Source organism: Actinomadura mexicana, from assembly GCF_900188105.1.
Lineage (GTDB): Bacteria > Actinomycetota > Actinomycetes > Streptosporangiales > Streptosporangiaceae > Spirillospora > Spirillospora mexicana.
In genome coordinates, this window is the sequence record NZ_FZNP01000004.1 from 467,323 (window position 1) to 485,445 (window position 18,123).

16 protein-coding genes and 3 tRNA genes are annotated in these 18,123 nt (G+C 72.2%); 7 read left to right on the forward strand and 12 right to left on the reverse strand.

What is annotated here, in order from left to right; genetic code table 11:
* The first annotated feature begins 26 nt into the window (after positions 1-26).
* A complete protein-coding gene (locus CHC11_RS13430) occupies positions 27-428 on the forward strand; it encodes a PPOX class F420-dependent oxidoreductase (RefSeq protein WP_089312020.1) in 402 nt (133 codons plus the stop codon).
* 36 nt (positions 429-464) lie between these two features.
* On the opposite strand, the gene CHC11_RS13435 is transcribed toward CHC11_RS13430, so the two are convergent.
* The 7 genes from CHC11_RS13435 to CHC11_RS13465 form a co-directional block, all read right to left on the reverse strand.
* Positions 465-1,562, reverse strand: coding sequence for a WD40 repeat domain-containing protein (locus CHC11_RS13435; protein WP_089312021.1), 1,098 nt, complete (start codon positions 1,560-1,562; stop codon positions 465-467).
* A 191-nt stretch (positions 1,563-1,753) separates the two neighbouring features.
* Complete coding sequence (hypF, locus tag CHC11_RS13440) at positions 1,754-3,952, reverse strand: carbamoyltransferase HypF (protein ID WP_089312022.1); 2,199 nt, start codon at positions 3,950-3,952, stop codon at positions 1,754-1,756.
* 114 nt (positions 3,953-4,066) lie between these two features.
* Positions 4,067-4,696: an SRPBCC family protein gene (locus CHC11_RS13445; RefSeq protein WP_089312023.1), complete on the reverse strand. Its 630-nt coding sequence runs from the start codon at positions 4,694-4,696 to the stop codon at positions 4,067-4,069.
* Positions 4,693-5,049 carry an ArsR/SmtB family transcription factor gene (locus tag CHC11_RS13450; protein WP_089312143.1) on the reverse strand — a complete coding sequence of 119 codons (357 nt, stop codon included), beginning with the start codon at positions 5,047-5,049 and terminating at the stop codon, positions 4,693-4,695. Before CHC11_RS13450 ends, CHC11_RS13445 begins: the two co-directional genes overlap by 4 nt.
* Before the next feature lie 45 nt (positions 5,050-5,094).
* Positions 5,095-5,688: an FMN reductase gene (locus CHC11_RS13455; protein WP_089312024.1), complete on the reverse strand. Its 594-nt coding sequence runs from the start codon at positions 5,686-5,688 to the stop codon at positions 5,095-5,097.
* Positions 5,685-6,764: an LLM class flavin-dependent oxidoreductase gene (locus tag CHC11_RS13460; RefSeq protein ID WP_089312025.1), complete on the reverse strand. Its 1,080-nt coding sequence runs from the start codon at positions 6,762-6,764 to the stop codon at positions 5,685-5,687. The genes CHC11_RS13455 and CHC11_RS13460 overlap by 4 nt, the downstream gene beginning before the upstream one ends.
* A gap of 132 nt (positions 6,765-6,896) precedes the next feature.
* Positions 6,897-8,042, reverse strand: a complete 1,146-nt coding sequence (locus CHC11_RS13465) for a TDT family transporter (RefSeq protein WP_089312026.1) — start codon at positions 8,040-8,042, stop codon at positions 6,897-6,899.
* A 93-nt stretch (positions 8,043-8,135) separates the two neighbouring features.
* Here CHC11_RS13465 and CHC11_RS13470 point away from each other — a divergent pair, with 93 nt between their 5' ends.
* Positions 8,136-9,050 carry a LysR family transcriptional regulator gene (locus CHC11_RS13470; protein WP_089312027.1) on the forward strand — a complete coding sequence of 305 codons (915 nt, stop codon included), beginning with the start codon at positions 8,136-8,138 and terminating at the stop codon, positions 9,048-9,050.
* Between the two features lie 14 nt (positions 9,051-9,064).
* Here the strand turns inward: CHC11_RS13470 and CHC11_RS13475 are convergent, their stop codons facing one another.
* Positions 9,065-9,676 (reverse strand): YceI family protein, encoded by a 612-nt coding sequence (locus CHC11_RS13475; RefSeq protein ID WP_089312028.1) that lies wholly within the window; start codon positions 9,674-9,676, stop codon positions 9,065-9,067.
* A gap of 87 nt (positions 9,677-9,763) precedes the next feature.
* Here CHC11_RS13475 and CHC11_RS13480 point away from each other — a divergent pair, with 87 nt between their 5' ends.
* From CHC11_RS13480 to CHC11_RS13500, 5 genes are all read left to right on the forward strand, one after another.
* On the forward strand, positions 9,764-10,567 hold the full coding sequence (locus CHC11_RS13480) for a universal stress protein (RefSeq protein ID WP_089312029.1): 804 nt from the start codon (positions 9,764-9,766) through the stop codon (positions 10,565-10,567).
* A gap of 157 nt (positions 10,568-10,724) precedes the next feature.
* Positions 10,725-11,693 (forward strand): CHAP domain-containing protein, encoded by a 969-nt coding sequence (locus tag CHC11_RS13485; RefSeq protein ID WP_089312030.1) that lies wholly within the window; start codon positions 10,725-10,727, stop codon positions 11,691-11,693.
* Positions 11,694-11,735: 42 nt separating this feature from the next.
* Positions 11,736-11,808, forward strand: a tRNA-Gly gene (locus CHC11_RS13490).
* Between the two features lie 28 nt (positions 11,809-11,836).
* Positions 11,837-11,907: transfer RNA gene (locus CHC11_RS13495), tRNA-Cys, on the forward strand.
* A gap of 14 nt (positions 11,908-11,921) precedes the next feature.
* Positions 11,922-11,993, forward strand: a tRNA-Val gene (locus tag CHC11_RS13500).
* Positions 11,994-12,547: 554 nt separating this feature from the next.
* Here CHC11_RS13500 and CHC11_RS13510 read toward each other — a convergent pair.
* The 4 genes from CHC11_RS13510 to CHC11_RS13525 form a co-directional block, all read right to left on the reverse strand.
* Entirely contained in the window at positions 12,548-12,958 is a 411-nt protein-coding gene (locus CHC11_RS13510; protein WP_089312031.1) for a RidA family protein, read from the reverse strand.
* A gap of 86 nt (positions 12,959-13,044) precedes the next feature.
* Complete coding sequence (locus tag CHC11_RS13515; protein ID WP_089312032.1) at positions 13,045-14,346, reverse strand: cation:proton antiporter domain-containing protein; 1,302 nt, start codon at positions 14,344-14,346, stop codon at positions 13,045-13,047.
* 76 nt (positions 14,347-14,422) lie between these two features.
* A complete protein-coding gene (locus CHC11_RS13520; RefSeq protein ID WP_089312033.1) occupies positions 14,423-17,230 on the reverse strand; it encodes an ATP-binding protein in 2,808 nt (935 codons plus the stop codon).
* 60 nt (positions 17,231-17,290) lie between these two features.
* Complete coding sequence (locus CHC11_RS13525; protein WP_089312034.1) at positions 17,291-17,896, reverse strand: response regulator transcription factor; 606 nt, start codon at positions 17,894-17,896, stop codon at positions 17,291-17,293.
* Between the last annotated feature and the right edge of the window lie 227 nt (positions 17,897-18,123).

Sequence of the window (18,123 nt, forward strand, 5' to 3'; positions counted from 1 at the left end):
CGGCCAGCCCGGATAGGCTTCCAACGGTGGACGGACGACACCGGCTGGACCTCACCGACGAGCGCCTCATCGCCTTCTGGCGGGAACGCCACCTGTGCACCCTCGTCACCCTGCGCCCGGACGGCACCCCGCACTCGGTCCCCGTCGGCGCGACGCTGGACGGCGGCACCGTCCGCGTGATCACCTCGGCCTCCTCGGCGAAGGCCCGCCACGTCCGCCACGCCGGCGCGTCCGGCCTGCCCGTCGCCGTCACGCAGGTGGACGGCCGCCGCTGGTCGACCATCGAGGGCCGCGCCGTCCTGCGGACAGAGCCTGGTTCCGTGGCGCATGCGGAGGATCTCTACACCGCCCGCTACAAGCCGCCGCGCCCGAACCCGAACCGCGTCGTAATAGAGATCACCGCCACCCGGGTTCTGGGCAACCTCTGACACCGGCCCAGGCGGCGGCCGGTGCGACGGCGCCGGTCAGTAGGCGTAGGCGACCGAGCAGCTCGGGCCGCTACCCGAGGTGTCCGCGAAGCGGCCTTCGTGCACTCTGCCGAAGGAGTCGACTCCTCCGAGGCAGGCGTACCTGGGCCGGTCGTCGGTGGCGAAGACGAAGGCCGTCGCGACGTTCGGTCTCGTCTCGAAGGTCTGGATGACCTTCATCGGCTTGCCGGCGGAGAAGGAGAAGAGAACGGTGCTCGGCGGCCGCGCCTTCTTCATCACGCCGTAGCCCGCCCGTCCGTCCGGGTTCATCACGGCGGTGGTGACCGCCGCGGAATCGTCGGGCTGCCGGAACAGGACGCGGCCGCTCCGCAGGTCGGCACCTTGCCCGCCCGTGTCGAGGGCGAGCACGGCGACGTTCCCGACCGTGCGTTCGCGGAAAGGGCCGGGGCCGACTTCCGGACGCACCTCGCCGACGGTGTAGCCGAGCGTGCGGTTGTCCCGCGCCCAGACGATCTCACCGACGACGGAGGGGGCGGCCGCGCTCCAGGTCCGTCGCCGGCCCGAGCCGAGGTCGAGGACGGTCACCGTCGACTGGGGCTGGGCGCCCTGCGCGCAGGGGCCCGTCGCATAGGCGAGGCGGGCGCCGTCCGGGCTCATGGCCAGCCCGGCCACACGCGCCGGGACGGCCTCCCGGACGAGCGGCGCGAGTTCCTTCACCCTGCCGTCGCCGGCGAGGCGGAACCGGTAGAACCGGGTCGTGCACGACTTCTCCCCGAAGGCGGAGAGCACGAACGTTCCCTCCGGTCCCGCGATGATCGACTGCGCCGCGCCGGCCGACCGCGGTGCGGCCACCGAGTCCACCGGCCGCGCCTCGCCCGCCTGGGCCGCCCTGACCTGGAACCAGGGCTTCGGCCCGCGCTCCCGGGCGGCGTCTCCGATCTCCCCGACCGCGACGACGAAGCGCGGCATGCGCTGCTCGCCGGATGGCGCGGTGGCCGCCGCCCCGTCCGCCAGCAGGTGCACCGCGCCGATGGAGGCGGCGACGGACATGGCCAGCACCAGCGGGGCCGCCCACCGCCGGATGAACCAAGACCTCGGCCGGACCTCTTGCGACTCGTCCCATTCGTCCGTCATCCGATGATCATGCCTTCCGGGCCCGGCGCCGCGTCGCCGTTTCGCACCGGACGCGGCGCGCCGCAGGACCGCGCCGAGGTGCCCTACGAGGTGCACCGACGGTGCCGCGCCCCTGGTGGGCACGGTCCGTCCGGGGGCATCGCCGGTTCCGGGAACGGCGCGACCGAATCCGGCCAGAGCGGCTCCTGCGATCAGTCGCGGGCGGTGGCGACGGCCGCCTGGCCGAGGCTGATGCCGCCGTCGTTGGGAGGGACGCGGTGGTGGGTCAGCACGTCGAAGCCCGCGCCGGCGAGGCCGGAGACGGCGCGGTCGAGCAGGAGCATGTTCTGGAACACGCCGCCGGAGAGCGCCACCGTGCCGATGCCCGTCTCCGACCTGATGCGGCAGGCCGCGTCGACGACGAGCGCCGCGACACCGTTGTGGAAGCGCGCGGCGATCGTCGGGACGGGGACGTTCGCCCTGAGGTCGGCCACCACCGCCTCGATGAGCTCCCCGCCCGCGACCGTGAAGCCCGTCGTGCCGTTCAGGGCCGCCGGGTAAGCACCGGTTTCGGCGGTGTCGGCGCACTGCTCCAGCTCGACGGCGGCCTGCCCCTCGTAGTTGACGCGGTCGCGGACGCCGAGGACGGCGGCGACCGCGTCGAAGAGGCGGCCCATGCTGGAGGTCGGCGGAGCGTTGACGCCCCGCCGGGCCAGGGCGGTCACCGCGGCCCAGCCGGGGCGGCGGGCCACCGGCAGGTCGTCCGGGACCCCGTAGGCCGCCGCCATGCGCCACGGCTCGCGAATCGCGGCGGCGCCGCCGGGCAGCGGAACCGGTTCCAGATGCCCGGCGCGCTCGAACCCGCGCAGGTCGGCGACCAGGAACTCGCCGCCCCACAGGGTGCCGTCGGTTCCGTACCCGGTGCCGTCGAACGCGACGCCGATCACCGGGCCGTCCGCGCCGTTGTCGGCGAGGCAGGAGGCGATGTGCGCGTGGTGGTGCTGGACGGCGACCCCGGGCAGGTCCTGGTCGAGCGCGTACTTCGTGGACAGGTACTCCGGGTGCGGGTCGTAGGCGATCAACTCGGGCGCGATGTCGAACAGCCGGCGGAAGTGCTCGACGCCCTCCTCGAAGGCGCGGAGCGTCTCGTGGTTCTCCAGGTCGCCGATGTGGTGCGAGACGAACGCCCGGCCGTCGCGGGTCAGGCAGAACGTGTTCTTCAGCTCCGCGCCGCACGCCAGCACCGGGCGGCCGGCCCGGACGGGGATCGGCTCCGGCGCGTAGCCCCGGGACCGGCGGACCGGCAGCGGCCGGCCGCGGAACGTCCGCACCACCGAGTCGTCGGTCCGGGTGTGGATGGGCCGGTCGTGCAGGAGGAAGGCGTCGGCGATGCCGGCGAGTCGCTCCAGGGCGTCCTCGTCGCGGTAGGCGATCGGCTCGTCCGAGACGTTCCCGCTGGTCAGGACGACGGGCTCGGTGACGAGCAGGTGGTGCAGCGGAGTGTAGGGCAGCAGGAGGCCGACGGACCGGTTGCCCGGTGCGACCGCGTCCGCGAGGGCCGCGTCCGGCCGGCGCCGGGCCGGCACGATCGGGCGGCGCGGTCCGGTGAGCAACTCTTCCTCGGCCGCCGACAGCTCGCACAGGGCGCGGGCCGCCTCCAGGCCGGGGACCATCACGGCGAACGGCTTGTCCTCGCGGTGCTTGCGGGAGCGCAGCGCGGCCACCGCGCCGCGGTCCGCCGCCCGCGCCGCGAGGTGGTAGCCGCCGAGGCCCTTGACCGCGAGGACCGCGCCGTCCGCGAGCGCCGCCCGCGCGGCGTCCAGGGGGTCGCCGGCGTGGGGGCGCAGGGTGAGGGACGGGCCGCAGGACGGGCAGCACACCGGCTGGGCGTGGAACCTGCGGTCGGCCGGGTCCTGGTATTCGGCGGCGCACGGCCCGCACATCGCGAAGCCCGCCATGGTCGTGTTCGGGCGGTCGTACGGAACGCCCGTGACGATCGTGAACCGCGGCCCGCAGCCGGTGCAGTTGATGAACGGGTACCGGTGGCGCCGGTCGCCCGGGTCGCGCATCTCGCGCAGGCAGTCGTCGCAGGTCGCCGCGTCCCACGACACGAGGGCCCGGCGCTCACCCGACCCGTCGCTGCCCACGATGGCGAAGCCGCCGCGCCCCACGGCGTCCAGCTTCCGCGTGGTGACGCGCTCGACGAGGGCGAGCCGGGGCGGGCGCGTGCGCAGCCCGTCCAGGAAGCGCCCGACCGTGTCGGGGGCGCCCTCGACCTCGATGAACACGCCGCCCGCGTCGTTGCCGACCAGCCCCGACAGCCCGAGGCCGATCGCGAGACCGTGCACGAACGGCCGGAACCCGACGCCCTGCACGACCCCCTCGACGCGGACACCGACCCTGACGTCCACCCCGCCATTCTGCCTCGCCGGTCGCCGCCGACGACCGAAGGCGGCTACAGGGCGTGTCTCGACGACGACTCTCCGAAAGGAGGGGCGGACGCCAGGCGTGCTCGGCGCCGGAGGTCACTGCCCCCCGGTGTAGGCGGCGATGGTGAAGTCCGCCGCGGCGCGGGCGGTGGCCTCGTCGGCGCCGCCCGCGACGTCGGCGGCGTACCAGCCCTCACCGGCCTGCCGCGCGAACTCGCGCCCCTCCTCGGACGCGGCCCAGTCGTCGCCGAGCTTGTTCCGGGCGTCCTCGCCGGACTCCAGGTGGACGGTGAGCCCGAGGAGCCCCATGTCCCAGCCGATGCCGACGACGCCCGGGCCGAACTGGTTCTGCGAGGGGTCGACGAGGGCGGTGTGCTCCAGCTCGAACCGGGTCCGGCCGTCCGCCTCGGGGGTCAGCCGGACCTCGATCCAGGTGGTCTGGCCGCCGAACTCCCACGTCGCCGCGAACCCCTTCGGCGGGTCGCAGCGCTCGATCGTCCCGCTGGCGTTGCCCTCCAGCTGGTAGCGGCCGCCGAGCCGCAGGTCGCCGGAGACCGGCAGGAACCAGCGGGAGATCCGCTCGGGGTCGGTGACGGCGTTCCACAGGTCGTCGACGCCGGTGTCGTAGACCCTGCTGATCGTCGCGGTCCTCGCGGTGCCGGACTCCAGCGCCTTCTCGCCCACCGTGCGGCTGACCGCGTTGATCTGGTCGGTGACTTCGATCATGTCTCGCTCCCTGGGTCGTCCTGATGCGTGCGGTGTGCGCGCTTCCCACGGGCGATCTCGGTCGCCAGGGCGTCCAGACGCGGCGTCCAGGACCGGCGGAAGCGTTCGAGCCACGCGTCCATCTCCTGCAGCGGTGCTGAGTCGACAGCGTAGAGCCGGCGCGTCCGCTCCGCCCGCACGACGGCGAATCCGTTGTCGCGCAGCACCTTCAGGTGCTGCGACACCGCGGGCTGGGAGATCCCGAACTCCGTCCGGACGATCGCCGTGACGTCGCCGGACGAGCGCTCGCCGCCGGCGAGCAGCTCGAGGATCCGGCGCCGGACGGGGTCGCCCACCACATCGAATGCGTGCACGTAACCCAAGTTACAGGCTTGGCTTATATAAGCCAAATCTCAAGTTCAGTGTCCGGCGAGAAGTCGCTCGAACGGCACGGGCACCTCGTACGGGTCGTCCTTCGCCGGGGCCGGCCGGGCCTCCAGCAGGGCGGCCAGTTCGGCGCCGGCCCGGGCGACGCGCTCGGGCAGGGCCGTCTCGGCGCTCCCCCAGTCCTCGGACGCCGCGTAGACACCGGTCGGGACGACGCTAGCGCGCAAGTACGCGAACAGGGGCCGCATCGCGTAATCGATGGCCAGGGAGTGCCGGGCCGTGCCGCCGGTCGCGCCGAGCAGCACCGGCGTGCCGTCCAGGGAGCCGCGCTCCAGGACGTCGAAGAACGTCTTGAACAGCCCGCTGTAGGACGCGTTGAAGACCGGCGTCACGGCGATGAGGCCGTCGGCGCTCGCCACCGTCTCGACGGCGGCGCGGAACGCCCCGGACGGGAAGCCGGTCAGCGTCGCGTCGACCATGGCGTGCGCGTGATCGCGCAGCTCGATCGTCTCGACGGTCGCGTCCCCCTGGAGGGCGCCGGCCGCCGCCTCGGCGAGCCGGTCGGCCAGGAGGCGGGTGGACGAGGGCTGCCCGAGCCCGGCGGAGACGACGGCGAGGGCGGTCATCGCACCTCCTCGACCAGGCGGGACGCGTGGGTCGGGGCGGTCGCCGGGACGTGCGCCGGACGCAGCGACTCGAACTCCTTGCGCAGCACGGGCACGACCTCCTCCCCCAGCATGTCGATCTGCTCCAGGACGGTCTTCAGCGGCAGCCCCGCGTGGTCCATCAGGAACAGCTGGCGCTGGTAGTCGCCGAAGTGGTCGCGGAACGTCAGCGTCCTGTCGATGACCTGCTGCGGGCTGCCGACCGTGAGGGGCGTCTCCGACGTGAAGTCCTCCAGCGAGGGCCCGTGCCCGTAGACCGGCGCGTTGTCGAAGTACGGGCGGAACTCGCGGACGGCGTCCTGGGAGTTCCTGCGCATGAACACCTGGCCGCCGAGCCCGACGATCGCCTGGTCGGCGGAGCCGTGCCCGTAGTGCTCGTAGCGCCGCCGGTACAGCCCGATCAGGCGCTGGAAGTGGTCCGTCGGCCAGAAGATGTGGTTGGCGAAGAAGCCGTCGCCGTAGAAGGCGGCCTGCTCGGCGATCTCCGGGCTGCGGATCGAGCCGTGCCAGACGAACGGCGGGACGCCGTCCAGCGGCCGCGGCGTCGAGGTGAACGACTGCAGCGGCGTGCGGTGCTCGCCCTCCCAGTCGACGACGTCCTCGCGCCAGAGCCGGTGCAGGAGGTGGTAGTTCTCGATGGCGAGCGGGATGCCGTCGCGAATGTCCTTGCCGAACCACGGATAGACGGGGCCGGTGTTGCCGCGTCCCATCATCAGGTCCACCCGGCCGTCGGCGAGGTGCTGGAGCATCGCGTAGTCCTCGGCGATCTTCACCGGGTCGTTCGTGGTGATCAGCGTGGTCGCGGTGGACAGGATCAGCCGCTCGGTGCGCGCCGCGATGTAGCCGAGCATCGTGGTCGGGGAGGACGGCACGAACGGGGGGTTGTGGTGCTCGCCGGTCGCGAAGACGTCCAGGCCGGCCGCCTCGGCCTTCAGCGCGATCGCCACCATGGCCTTGATCCGCTCGGCCTCGGTCGGAACGCGCCCGTCGGTCGGGTCGCGGGTGACGTCGCCGACCGTGAAGATCCCGAACTGCATGCCGGCCTCCCAATAGTAGAACTTTCAATTATTCTACCGAACCCCGGCCCGCGTGCCGGTATTCCTGCTCATCCTCCTGGAGGACGAGGGGCACTGCCGGCGGGCGCGCCCATCGCCCGCGCGCTGCGCCCTCTAGGCGGCGGGAACCGGTCGCAGCGGCGCCGGACGCGGCACGGCCGGCAGGAAGAGGCGCCCGCTGAGCGCACCCCGGACCGTCTGGGCGCCGGCCACCGCCCAGGCCGTGACGAGGAGGAGGTAGAGGAGCACGGCCACGTCGGTCAGCGCGTCCAGCCCGGTGATCCGCGCCAGGCCGGACGCGCCGGTCACGCACGTCCCGACCGGGAAGGTGAACGCCCACCACGTCATCGCGAACGGCATGCCGCCGCGCAGCGCCCGCAGGTTCGCGGTCACCGCGATGCCCAGCCAGAGCAGCGCGAAGCCCATCACCGGCGCGCCGTAGAGGACGGCGAACGCGCGCGTCGCCGCGGCGTATCCGGGAGCGGCCGCCCCCGCCGCGTTCGCGATCTGTACGACGGCCGTGGTGGACTGCCCGAGCGGCCCGAGCACGAGGAACAGCGTCGGGGTGAGGGCGACCGGTGACGGCGGGCCGCCGGCGAGCCGCGCCCAGATGCCGGGCAGCAGGACCAGCGTGGCCAGCAGGCTCGCGCCGAACAGGCCGTAGCAGCCGAACAGCAGCGTGGCGCGGGCCTGCCCCTCCGGCAGGTGCGGGACGAGCGCGGGCCCGAGCGCCGCGGCGACCATCGGGGCGACGACGGGCAGCAGCCAGGTGGGGTTCGCGGGCCCCGGCCGGTGCCTGGTGATCATGAGGTAGGGGACGCCGGCGGCGGCCAGCACGGCGTAGAGCGTCCCGAGCGTCCAGAGGACTGCGTCCACTGCGACCGCCGCCTGCGCGCCGATCACCTCGGGGCCGAGCATGAGCGTCCCGTAGCCGACGGCGAGCATCGCCATCGGCGGGCAGCCGTAGAACACGGCCGTGGCGGGCTCGTCCAGGAGCTGGGACCGCGCCACGTCCGCGTGCCGGGCGAAGTGGACGGCGCGCGCCGCCATGAGCGCCACCAGCATCAGCAGCGAGCCCGCCCACACGACCACGGCGAAGGCGTGCAGGCCGGGGACGTCCACCGGCAGCGCGTTCGCCCCGTTCGCAACGATCGACGTGCCCATGACGGCCGCGTACCAGTTGGGGCCGAGATGCCGGAACGCCTCGGTGGGGCGGTCGAGCGCGCCCAGCAGGGCGCGGTTCGGGGTGGGGAGGCTCATGACGTCCAGGTTCCACCGCTTTCGCCGTCATCAGTAGAGGTCATGACTCTATGAGGTCATAAGGCGACCCTATGGGTCGCTAGAATCACGGTCATGGCCGTCTCGCACCGCGTTCCCGACCTCGGCGCCCTCGAACTGCTGCTCGCCGTCGTCCGGCTGGGCAGCGTCGGGCGCGCGGCGGCCGAGTTCGGTGTCACCCAGCCCGCCGCCAGCGCCCGGATCCGCTCGATGGAGCGGCAGATCGGCGTGGCGCTGCTCGAACGGTCGCCGCGCGGCTCCCGTCCCACCGAGGAGGGCGCGCTGGTCGCCGAGTGGGCCCGGCAGGTGGTCGCGGCGGCGGAGGCGCTCGACGCGGGGCTCGACGCGCTGCGCGAGCGGCGCGACGGGCGGCTGCGCGTCGTGGCGAGCCTCACGGTCGCCGAGTACCTGATGCCCGGCTGGCTGGTGACGCTCAGGACCGTCCGCCCCGGCGTCGCGGTGACCCTGCGCACCGCCAACTCGACCGTGGTCGCCGAGCAGGTGCGCGGCGGCGGCGCGGACCTCGGGTTCGTGGAGGGGGCGCGCACGCCGGCCGGGCTGCACGGCACCGTCGTCGCCACCGACCGGCTCGTCGTCGTGGTCGGCCCGCGGCACCCCTGGGCGCGGCGGCGCTCCGGGGTCCCGGCCGCCGAGCTGGCGCGGACGCCGCTCGTCCTGCGCGAGGAGGGGTCGGGGACGCGCGAGGTCCTGGACCGGGCGCTGGCCGCGCACGGCGGGACGGCGCCGCCGATGCTGCAGCTCGCGTCCACCACCGCGCTCAAGGCGGCGGCCGTCTCCGGCGCCGGGCCGGTCGTGGTGAGCGATCTGGCCGTCGCAGACGAGGTGGCCGCCGGGCGGCTGGTCTGCGTCCCCGTCCCCGAACTGGACCTCTCACGCCCGCTGCGCGCGGTCTGGCCGGCCGGCCGGCGTCCCGCCGGTCCCGCCCGCGAGCTCCTGGGCCTGACCCGCGCCTCCCGCGCCGGCGGCTAGCCGCGACCCGCCGCTCAGGCCGGCGGGCGGCGGTCGCCGGCGCTCGGGCCGGGGACGTCGACGGCGGCGAACACCGCCTGGATCTCCAGCGCGATGGCGATCTCGTCGCCGAGCATGACCCGGTCGCCCTGCAGCGGGATGTTGAACTCGATGCCGAAGTCGCGGCGGCTGATGGAGGCGGTGGCGGTGAAGCCCGCGCGGACGCCGCCCCACGGGTCGGGGCCCACGCCGTGGAACTCGGTCAGCAGCCGGACCGGGCGGGTCACGTTCCTGATCGTCAGGTCGCCGAGCAGGTGGTAGCGGGGCGTGCGGGCGCGGCGACCCGTCTTGGCACGTTCCACACCGGTACCGGCGAAGCTCATCACCGGATGGCGGCGCACGTCCAGGAAGTCGGCGGAGCGGACGTGCTCGTCCCGCTCGGCGCTGCGGGTGTCGATCGAGCCCATCCGGATCTCCGCGCGGGCGGTCGAGTCGCACGGGTCCGCGCCGATCACGACCTCGCCCTCGAAGTCCGGGAACGAGCCGCGCACCGTCGTCATCAGGTGCCGGACCGAGAAGGTGATCTCGGAGTGGACCGGGTCGACGGTCCAGCGGCCGGCTTCGAGGTCGGGCACCTCGCCACCCATCAAACCCCCCAAAAATCTGTGAACCCGGCAAAAGTACCCCAAAACTCACTCTGGTCTGTTCGGGCCCCGAGGGGGAATGCTTCGGACATGATCGGTGAACACGTGCTGGCCGGATACGTCCCCGACGCGGGCGGCCGGGAGGCACTCGACCTCGCCCGCGGGATCGTCGCGCTGACCGGCGGCAGGCTGAGCGTGGCGACCGTCCATCCGCCGGACCTCCCGGCCGCGGCCGGGGAGGCCCGCGCGCTCCTGGACCAGGCGGCCGACCTCCTGGACGGCGAGCCGGCGGACCTGCTCGTCCAGGAGGGCCGCAGCGTCGGGCGCGGCCTGACCGTGCTCGCCAGCCGGATCGGCGCCGATCTGATCGTCGTCGGCTCCCCCGAGGGCGGCGCCCGCGGCCGGATCGGCGTCGGCGCCGCCGCCGACCACCTGCTCCACTCGGCGACCGAGGCCGTGATGCTCGCCCCGTCCGGCCACCGGACGCCCGACGAGCTGGGCCGGATCACGGTCATGTACGTGCGGCGGCCCCAGTGCGACGAGGCGGTCATCCGCGCCGCCCAGGCCGCCGAGCGCCTGGAGGTGCCGCTCCGGCTGGTGACCCTGGCCATCGGCGACGTCGGCACCGAACCGCTCCGCGACGACCTCGCACTCGCCATCCGGCTCGCCCTGGACTCCGCCGACCTGCTCCCCGAGGACGTCACCGCCGAGGTGGCCGAGGGCGACGACGTCGCGGACGCGCTGGAGGACGTGGACTGGCCCGAGGGCGAGCTGCTCGTCTGCGCGTCCAGCGAGGACGCCGCCGCCCACCGCGTCTTCCTGGGCGAGGTGGCCCTCAAGGTTCTGCGCGCCGCACCCTGCCCGGTCACCGTCCTCCCGCGAGGCTACTACTGAGTAGTCCCTTTTGACCGGTTCCATGGAACGGCTTGCCGCCCACCGTTTACCTCGGCTACATTCCGTCGAGATCGGAACGTGACCTTGGAACGCGGCACGTTCCGTCCCCCGGTCGGGCGCCACCTCGCCCGAACGAGCGAGGCGCGTCAGGAGCGAGATGGACCCGATCGGCAAGAAGCTGCTCGACATCGCCACGAAGGAGCTCGGGTACACCGAGAAGGGCGACGGATACACCAAGTTCGGCGAGTGGTACCGCAAGAACCTCGACGGCGACCACGACGAGTACTTCTCGACGGCGCCCTGGTGCGACATGTTCCTCGCCTGGGCCGCCGACAAGGCCGACGTCACCGGCCAGGCCGGGCAGTTCGCCTCCACCGTCGACCACGCCAAGTGGTTCAAGAAGAACGACGCCTGGGGCCACGACCCGGAACCCGGCGCCATCGTCTTCTACGACTGGAACGGCTCCGGCGACATCGACCAGGTCGACCACGTCGGCATCGTCGAGAAGGTCGACGGCCGCACCCTCCACACCATCGAGGGCAACGCCGACGGCTACAAGCTCATGCGCAAGACCCGCGACCTGGACTCCGTCGTCGGCTTCGGCTACCCGTCCAAGATCAAGGTCGAGGCCGAGTACACCCCGAAGCACGCCGCCCCCGCCCCCACCGTCGACCAGGTCGGCGCCCCCGCCACCGCGACGCGCACCCACGAGCAGCAGCACTCCCCCGCCCCCGAGCACGTCCCCGCCCAGGAGGTCGTCCTCGGCGGCATCCTCGCCTTCGTCCTGTGCGGCACCGTGGCCCTCGCCGCCGGCCGCGCCGCCGCCGCGAAGGCCCCCACGTCCCCGCCCATCCGCGTCCGCAAGCGCGGCAAGCACCACCGCCCGGCCACCCCCGTCGCCCTCCCGGTCGACGTCACCCCCGCCGACCTCGACGCCGCGGACGCCGGCACGACCATGATGCCCGCCCTCTCGCTCGCCGCCGCCCACGAGGCCGAGGACCGCGAGTTCTGGGGCCGCATCGCCCACCTCGAAGAGGACGGCGAACTCGACTTCTGGAACAACCTGCACGCCGAGCTCACCGACTCGGCATCCGACCGGTACGCGAGCACTCCAGGATTCCGCTAGAGTTGTTCGTGCGAGCCCGGGGGGCGACCCCCGGACCGGCACGCGGACGTGGCTCAGTTGGTAGAGCATCACCTTGCCAAGGTGAGGGTCGCGGGTTCGAATCCCGTCGTCCGCTCTGAGAGGCCCCCGTCAGGCCTCGCTCTGGTGGAGTGGCCGAGAGGCGAGGCAACGGCCTGCAAAGCCGTGTACACGGGTTCAAATCCCGTCTCCACCTCGCAGCACACGCAAGGGCGATTAGCTCAGTGGGAGAGCGCTACCTTGACACGGTAGAGGCCACTGGTTCAATCCCAGTATCGCCCACGAGTCGGGCCACCGCGGTCGGCGCAGGAAGCGCCTCCCTCGGTGGCCCGCATTGCTTTAGGTTCGTTGCACCCATCGGTGAGCCGTTGCAGGCGCGCGCTCGTCACTCGGCGGTGCGAGTAGGCGATGCCCCTTGTAGCAGCGCTGTAGGCGCGCCTGCCGACTCCGGCGCGACGGGACCGTCTCAGCGATGGGCGGGTGACCTGTGCCTCACCGCGTTGACCCGCACACTGGTGTGAGGTGCCTGCTGGCGGCCAGACTGTGGCGGGAGCTGCTCCGCCGGGGCGACCTGGAGGAGCTGGCCGGTCTGCTGTCAGGTGGACCTGATCATCGAGGGCGTCGACGTCCGGGCCGACCTTCCCGGTCTGGCCGTGCCGACCCTCGTCATCTCCACCACGCTCGACCAGCTCGTCACCCCGCCCCACCACCGGCAGCTCGCCGACGGCACCCCCGGGGGCGCGCTACGCCGAGATCGCGACCGGGCGTCTTCCCTTCCTCGAGCGGCCGGAGGAGTGGGCCGCCCTGATCCGCGACTTCCTGCACGATGTCCGTGGTCAGGAGTCGAGCACGGCGGCGACGGCCTCGATCTCCACGAGCTGGTCGGCGTAGCCGAGCACGGTGACGCCCATCAGCGTGCTGGGGACGTCGTGGTCGCCGAACCCGTCCCGGACCACCTCCCATGCCGCGACCAGGTCTTCCTGCCGGGGAGAGGCGACGAGTACGCGGGTGCTGATGACGTCGTGCAGCGCCGCGCCGGCGTCCGCCAGGGCGGTCCGCATGTTCTCCAGGGCCTTGGCCGCCTGCCCGGCGTAGTCGCCCACCGCGGCGGTGGAGCCGTCCTCGTCCAGCGGACACGCCCCGGCGAGGAAGATCAGCCGCGCCTCCGCCGGGGCGGTCGCCGCGTAGGCGTACTCGGCGACGGACGACAGGGACGCGGAGCGGATCAGCGTGACGGCACGGGGCATGGGCGTTCCTTCGGAGCGGGCCGGTGGGGTCCACGACCCTTTCAGAGATCTCCACGGCGGTCGACACGGACCCGCCGGGGCGGGCGCTACACCGCCTGCGGCTCGCTCGACCTCGCGGAGCGGCGGCCGGCGGGTTCGTCCGGCGCGACGGGGGCGTTCGGGAGAAGGGGCCCCGCCAGGGCCGTGGTGACCAGCGCCATCAGCACCATCATCGTGAACATCCGGCCGTCGAGGACACCGAGGTTGACGCCGACGTTGAGAATGATCAACTCGGTCAGTCCGCGCGTGTTCATCAGGACGCCGAGCGTGCCGGCCTCACGCCACGACATTCCGGTGAGCCTGCCCGGGACCGTCGCGCCCACCATCTTGCCGGCGCAGGCGACGAGGATGATCGCGGCCAGTTCGATGAGGCCGCGGCCGGAGAGGGACCCGATGTCGACGTTCAGGCCCGTCACGATGAACAGGACGGGGAGCAGCACCGTGCTGATCCCGTCGAACGGCCTCCGCACGCCCTCGGCGAGGACGTCGAGCGGAGCGCGCGGCATGACGACGCCGAAGGCGAAGGCACCGAAGATCGCGTGCACGCCGATCCACGTCGTCGCATAGGAGGACAGGAACAGCCCGGCCACGAGCATGAGGACGTACATCGGCGGCACCCGGTCGGTGACCCACCTCCGCGTCACGTAGGCCAGCACCGGGCGGACGAGCAGCGCCATGATCCCGACGTAGACCGCCGCCAGGATGCCGATCTGCACCAGCTGCCCCGAGGCGCCGTCGGCGGTGACGAGCGCGGCGATCAGCGCGAGGAGGCACCACGCGAGCACATCGTCGACGGCCGCGCCGGCCAGTGCGAGTGCACCCACGCGGGTGCCCATCATGCGGTGCTCGGTCAGGATCCGGGCGAGCACCGGGAACGCCGTGATGGACATCGCCACGCCCATGAACAGGGCGAACGCCGTGAACGACGTGTCCCGGCCCGCCACCGTCCTGTGGTCGGGGTACAGCAGCGCCGCCAGGGCGACGCCGAGACCGAAGGCGAGGGCGATCGAGCCGACCGAGACCGCTCCGGCCGCTCGGCGGCGCCCGTCCAGCAGCCGTCCGTCGAACTCCCAGCCGACGCCGAACATGAAGACCAGTAACCCGACCTGCGCGATCGCCAGCAGGTACGGCCGCGCCTCGGCCGGGAAGATGTGGGCGGTGGGGTCGCCCGGGAGCCGCCCGAGCAGGCTGGGTCCGAGTGCGATGCCGGCGATGATCTCGCCGATGACCGCCGGTTGTCGGAAGCGACGGACCAGGCGTCCGAGGACCGCCCCCGCCACGAGGACCACGGCTATGTCGGCCATCACGGTGGCGACCAGCAGATCGGAATCCTGCGCAAGGCTCTTCATGGATGCTCCGTGTCAGTGCCGGAAGGGGAAATGACCGAACGGCGATGCCCTGCTCACATGGCTTCGGGGATCGGCTTCACCGGACCAGTTCCGGCAGGCGCGACGACAGTTCCGTGCGGCGCCGGATCGCGAGTTTCCGGTACACGCGGGTGAGGTGCTGTTCCACGGTGCTGACCGTGATGAAGAGTTTCCGGGAGATCTGCTCGTTCGTGGATCCGCTGGCGGCCAGCTCCGCTACGCGCAGCTCCGCCCTGCTGAGATGGGGAGCCGACCGGCGGCGCTCGCCCATGCCCTGCGCGGGTGCGCCGTCATCGCGGACGGCGGCGAGCGACCCCTGCAGGGGCGCGGCGCAGCATTCCTCCGCCAGCACCCTCGCCCTTCGCGCCTTCAGCTGGGCCTGGCCGCAGTCCCCGAGGGCCATGCAGGCATGGCTCAGATCCGTCAGGGCGTAGGCGAGCCCGAGCGAGTCGCCGCAGCTTTCGAAGACGCTCGCCGCCCTCAACAGCACGGGCCGACGCTCCGCGAGGTCGAGCGTCGCCGCCTGAACGCGGTAGGTCATCCCGCGGGTGCGCGACGGACCGGCCGGCAGCAGCGCCAGTTGTTCCGCTATCAGTTCCCTGGCCTGCGGGACGAGCCCGCTGCAGACGTAGGCCTGGGCCGCGTCGGTGCGCCAGGGCACCGCGGCCGGGCAATCGACGTCCCACGTTCTCATGCGGTCCCCGCACGCCAGGAAATCCCGTAAGGCGGCCTCGTAGCGGCCTGCCGCGAGAGAGAAGTGACCTCGCGCGCTGAGGTAGTGCAATCCGCCCAGGGTTTCCAGGGCCGCGCCGGGCACCGGGAACTTGAGGTAGCTCTCGGCGTCCTTGTAGCGCCCCATGGCCGTGAGTGAATGCACGAGGAACGCGAGCGGGACCACGAGAGCCGTTCCCCAGCTCTCAGCCGGCATGAGGGCGAGTGCCTCGCGCGCCTGCCGCTCGGCTTTCGCCAGGTCTCCGAGACGGTAGGAGACCGCCGCGCGCGCCGAGGTGTACATCGCCTTCCAGACGAGGCCCTGCCTGTCGTTGGCGCAAGCGAGGAGCGAGTCGCACCATACCGAGGCCTGGTCGAGCCGGTCGGAGTAGATGAGCGCCACCAGCGAGGCGACCGATGCCGCCGGGCTCGCGACGCCGGCCCCCGCCTCCTGGAGGATCGTTTCCGCGGTACGAACCGGGTCCACCGCCGGGGTCCCCCGGAGTACAGCGCCGAGTGCGGCGGCGGCCCGATGCTCAGGTGCCCTGGCGGGCGCCATGACGTCCACGGGGTCCGCGCCGCCGTGCCCCGCCACAGGCGCGATTCCCGGGTAGGTGAGAGGGAGCCACAGGCGGAGTTGGTCGCCGCACGAGTGCGTGTGCTCCGTCGCCTGCGACGAGGCCCTGTCCCGCATCAGCGCCAGCACCTTCGCCGCCTGGTCCACCTCCCCGTGCCAGAGCAGATCTGTGATCACCTGAACCGATTGCTGGCCGTCGAGGTGGCCGTTCCCGATGGCCGCGACCAGATCGGGGAGGTAGCGCTTCACAGCGCCGGGATTGTGATGTCGCATGATGTCCGCGAGCTTGGCGGAGATATCCGCCTGCTCCCGGCCCCCCGCACAAGCGTGGTGCGCCTTCCTCAGGTGGCCGATGGCCGCTTCCCGGTTCCCGTTGACCAGCGCCTGGTCCGCCGCCTCACGCAGGACCTTGTTCGCCCACGGGATCCTCTCCTCGACGAGCATCAGATGCTCGGCCATCGCCAGGGCGGGAGCGCCTTCGTCGCGCAGAAGATGTGCGGCGTGCGCGTGCATGGCGCGCCGCTCGTCCGGAGGGATACTGCTCATCACCGCCTTGCGCACGCTCGGCCGGCCGACGAAGTCGCAGTCCAGCAGGCCTTCGAGCCCGGCGGACGCCACCACCTGCCTGACGGACTCGGGAGCCATGTCGCAGAAACGGGCCACCACGGCGGGCGACCCGCAGGCCCCGAGGACGGCGATCGCCTGTGCGAGTTCGAGCACGACGGGTTCGGAGCGGTACAGGCAGCTCAGGACGGCGTGGCCGAACACGGGGCCCGGAACGGGGCTCCCGTGCCGGGCCGGCTCTCCGCCAGGTTCGGGCACATCATCGGCGACCGTGCAGTCCTCGGCGAAAGCGTGCACGAGGAGCGGCTTTCCCCCACTTATATCTCGACAGTACGCTGCGAGCCGGCCCGCCCTCTCGATACCGATGACTTCTCCGAGAATCGTTGCGACGCCCGTTACCGACAACGGCTTCAAAGGCATGTGTACGCAGTTCGGCATCCGCAGCATCTCGGCCTGGACGACTCGCTGGACGCTGTTCCTGCCCATGCCGGGGCAGAAACTGAGCACGAAGACGATCGGAGCGCTTCCCATACGGCGCATCAGCGCCAGCAGGTAATGGAGGGACTCGATGTCCGTGAAATGGGCGTCGTCGACGCAGACCACGAGCGGCTGACCACTGGCCAGGTGCTGGAACGCAGTGTGCAGCAGATTGAGCGTGGACAGGGAGATCTGGCCGAGGTTTCCCGATTCGTCGACGCGCGGGGCGGCTTCGTCCACGCCTTCGAACAGTGCGCGGATCTCGCGCTCCGCGCCGGGCGAGGAGAGCCGGCGCCCTCGGAGCATCTGATCGATGACTCCCAGCGGATGGTCGCGCTCGAAACTGGACGCCGTGGCCTCTAGCACCGTCGCGCCGGCGTCGGCGCCCCCCTGCGCGAACGAGCGCAGCAGCGCGGTCTTGCCGCTCGCGAGCGAACCGCTGATCGCGATTATGCGACTTCCGCTCGCGGCGCATTCGCCATAGACCTTGACGAAGGTCTTCTCTTCCTCATCGCGTTCTACCAGCTTGTCCATCATTCCCTCAGAACCTCGCAACGGTGCAGATTCTCGCCAGGACCGGTCGGTGGTCACGGAAGTTCAGATCCAGTGCGAATCCCTGGCGATCGCCAACGCGTCGATCCGGTTGCGTGCGCCCAGCTTTGCCACCGCGGACGAGAGGTAGTTGCGGACGGTCCCCTCCGAAAGGTGCAACTGCGCCGCGATCTCGACGATCGTCTCCCCTCTGGACAGATGCTCCAGCACGGAGAGCTGCCGCAGGGTCAGCGGGCATCCCTGGTTGCCCAGCGCGGCGACCGTCAGTTCCGCGTCGAAGACCCTTTCGCCCTGGTGCACCCGCTGGATGGCTTCGAAGAACCGGTTCGGCGGTGCGCTCTGCTGCACCATGCCGTCGATCCCGCCGGTGAAGGCCCGGCGGACGACCGATCGGGTGAACGCCGCGGCGAGCAGCAGGCTCCGGCATCCCGGAAGGCAGGCGATCTTCTCGGCGATCGCGACCGAGCCGTTCTCCGCGCCGTCGAAGCTGATGACGGCGACGTCCGGCCGATGAATCTCGGCGAACTCCAGCGCATCAAGACCGCCGTCGACCGATCCGACGACGCAGATCCCCTCGCGTTGCTCCAGTAACGCGGTGAGCGCGCAGCGGGACAGGCAGAGGCTGTCGGACACCATCACATCGATTTCCATGTGGTTCCCCTATGAAATCCCTCTTGTCTGGACGTGCCGGCGTCCTGGCGCCGCGGGGCGCGCCACCACCGAGCCGACGGCTCCGGAAAGCCGTGAAGCGGAAGGGCCGGGAAGGAGGAGCCGCCCATTGCGGCTGTTGCGGCAGGGCGTGAGCGGAGTGACGGATCGCTCGCACCTACCGCGGGAGCAGGACATCCCAGGGCGGCGTGGGATCGTTCCATTGAGCT

Bases quoted from the DNA above. Each gene is read 5' to 3' on its own strand.
- CHC11_RS13435 (WP_089312021.1), bottom strand. From the start codon at position 1,562: ATGACGGACGAATGGGACGAGTCGCAAGAGGTCCGGCCGAGGTCTTGG.
- CHC11_RS13445 (WP_089312023.1), bottom strand. From the start codon at position 4,696: ATGATCGAAGTCACCGACCAGATCAACGCGGTCAGCCGCACGGTGGGC.
- CHC11_RS13455 (WP_089312024.1), bottom strand. From the start codon at position 5,688: ATGACCGCCCTCGCCGTCGTCTCCGCCGGGCTCGGGCAGCCCTCGTCC.
- CHC11_RS13460 (WP_089312025.1), bottom strand. From the start codon at position 6,764: ATGCAGTTCGGGATCTTCACGGTCGGCGACGTCACCCGCGACCCGACC.
- CHC11_RS13465 (WP_089312026.1), bottom strand. From the start codon at position 8,042: ATGAGCCTCCCCACCCCGAACCGCGCCCTGCTGGGCGCGCTCGACCGC.
- CHC11_RS13470 (WP_089312027.1), top strand. From the start codon at position 8,136: ATGGCCGTCTCGCACCGCGTTCCCGACCTCGGCGCCCTCGAACTGCTG.
- CHC11_RS13475 (WP_089312028.1), bottom strand. From the start codon at position 9,676: ATGGGTGGCGAGGTGCCCGACCTCGAAGCCGGCCGCTGGACCGTCGAC.
- CHC11_RS13480 (WP_089312029.1), top strand. From the start codon at position 9,764: ATGATCGGTGAACACGTGCTGGCCGGATACGTCCCCGACGCGGGCGGC.
- CHC11_RS13485 (WP_089312030.1), top strand. From the start codon at position 10,725: ATGGACCCGATCGGCAAGAAGCTGCTCGACATCGCCACGAAGGAGCTC.
- CHC11_RS13510 (WP_089312031.1), bottom strand. From the start codon at position 12,958: ATGCCCCGTGCCGTCACGCTGATCCGCTCCGCGTCCCTGTCGTCCGTC.
- CHC11_RS13515 (WP_089312032.1), bottom strand. From the start codon at position 14,346: ATGAAGAGCCTTGCGCAGGATTCCGATCTGCTGGTCGCCACCGTGATG.
- CHC11_RS13520 (WP_089312033.1), bottom strand. From the start codon at position 17,230: ATGATGGACAAGCTGGTAGAACGCGATGAGGAAGAGAAGACCTTCGTC.
- CHC11_RS13525 (WP_089312034.1), bottom strand. From the start codon at position 17,896: ATGGAAATCGATGTGATGGTGTCCGACAGCCTCTGCCTGTCCCGCTGC.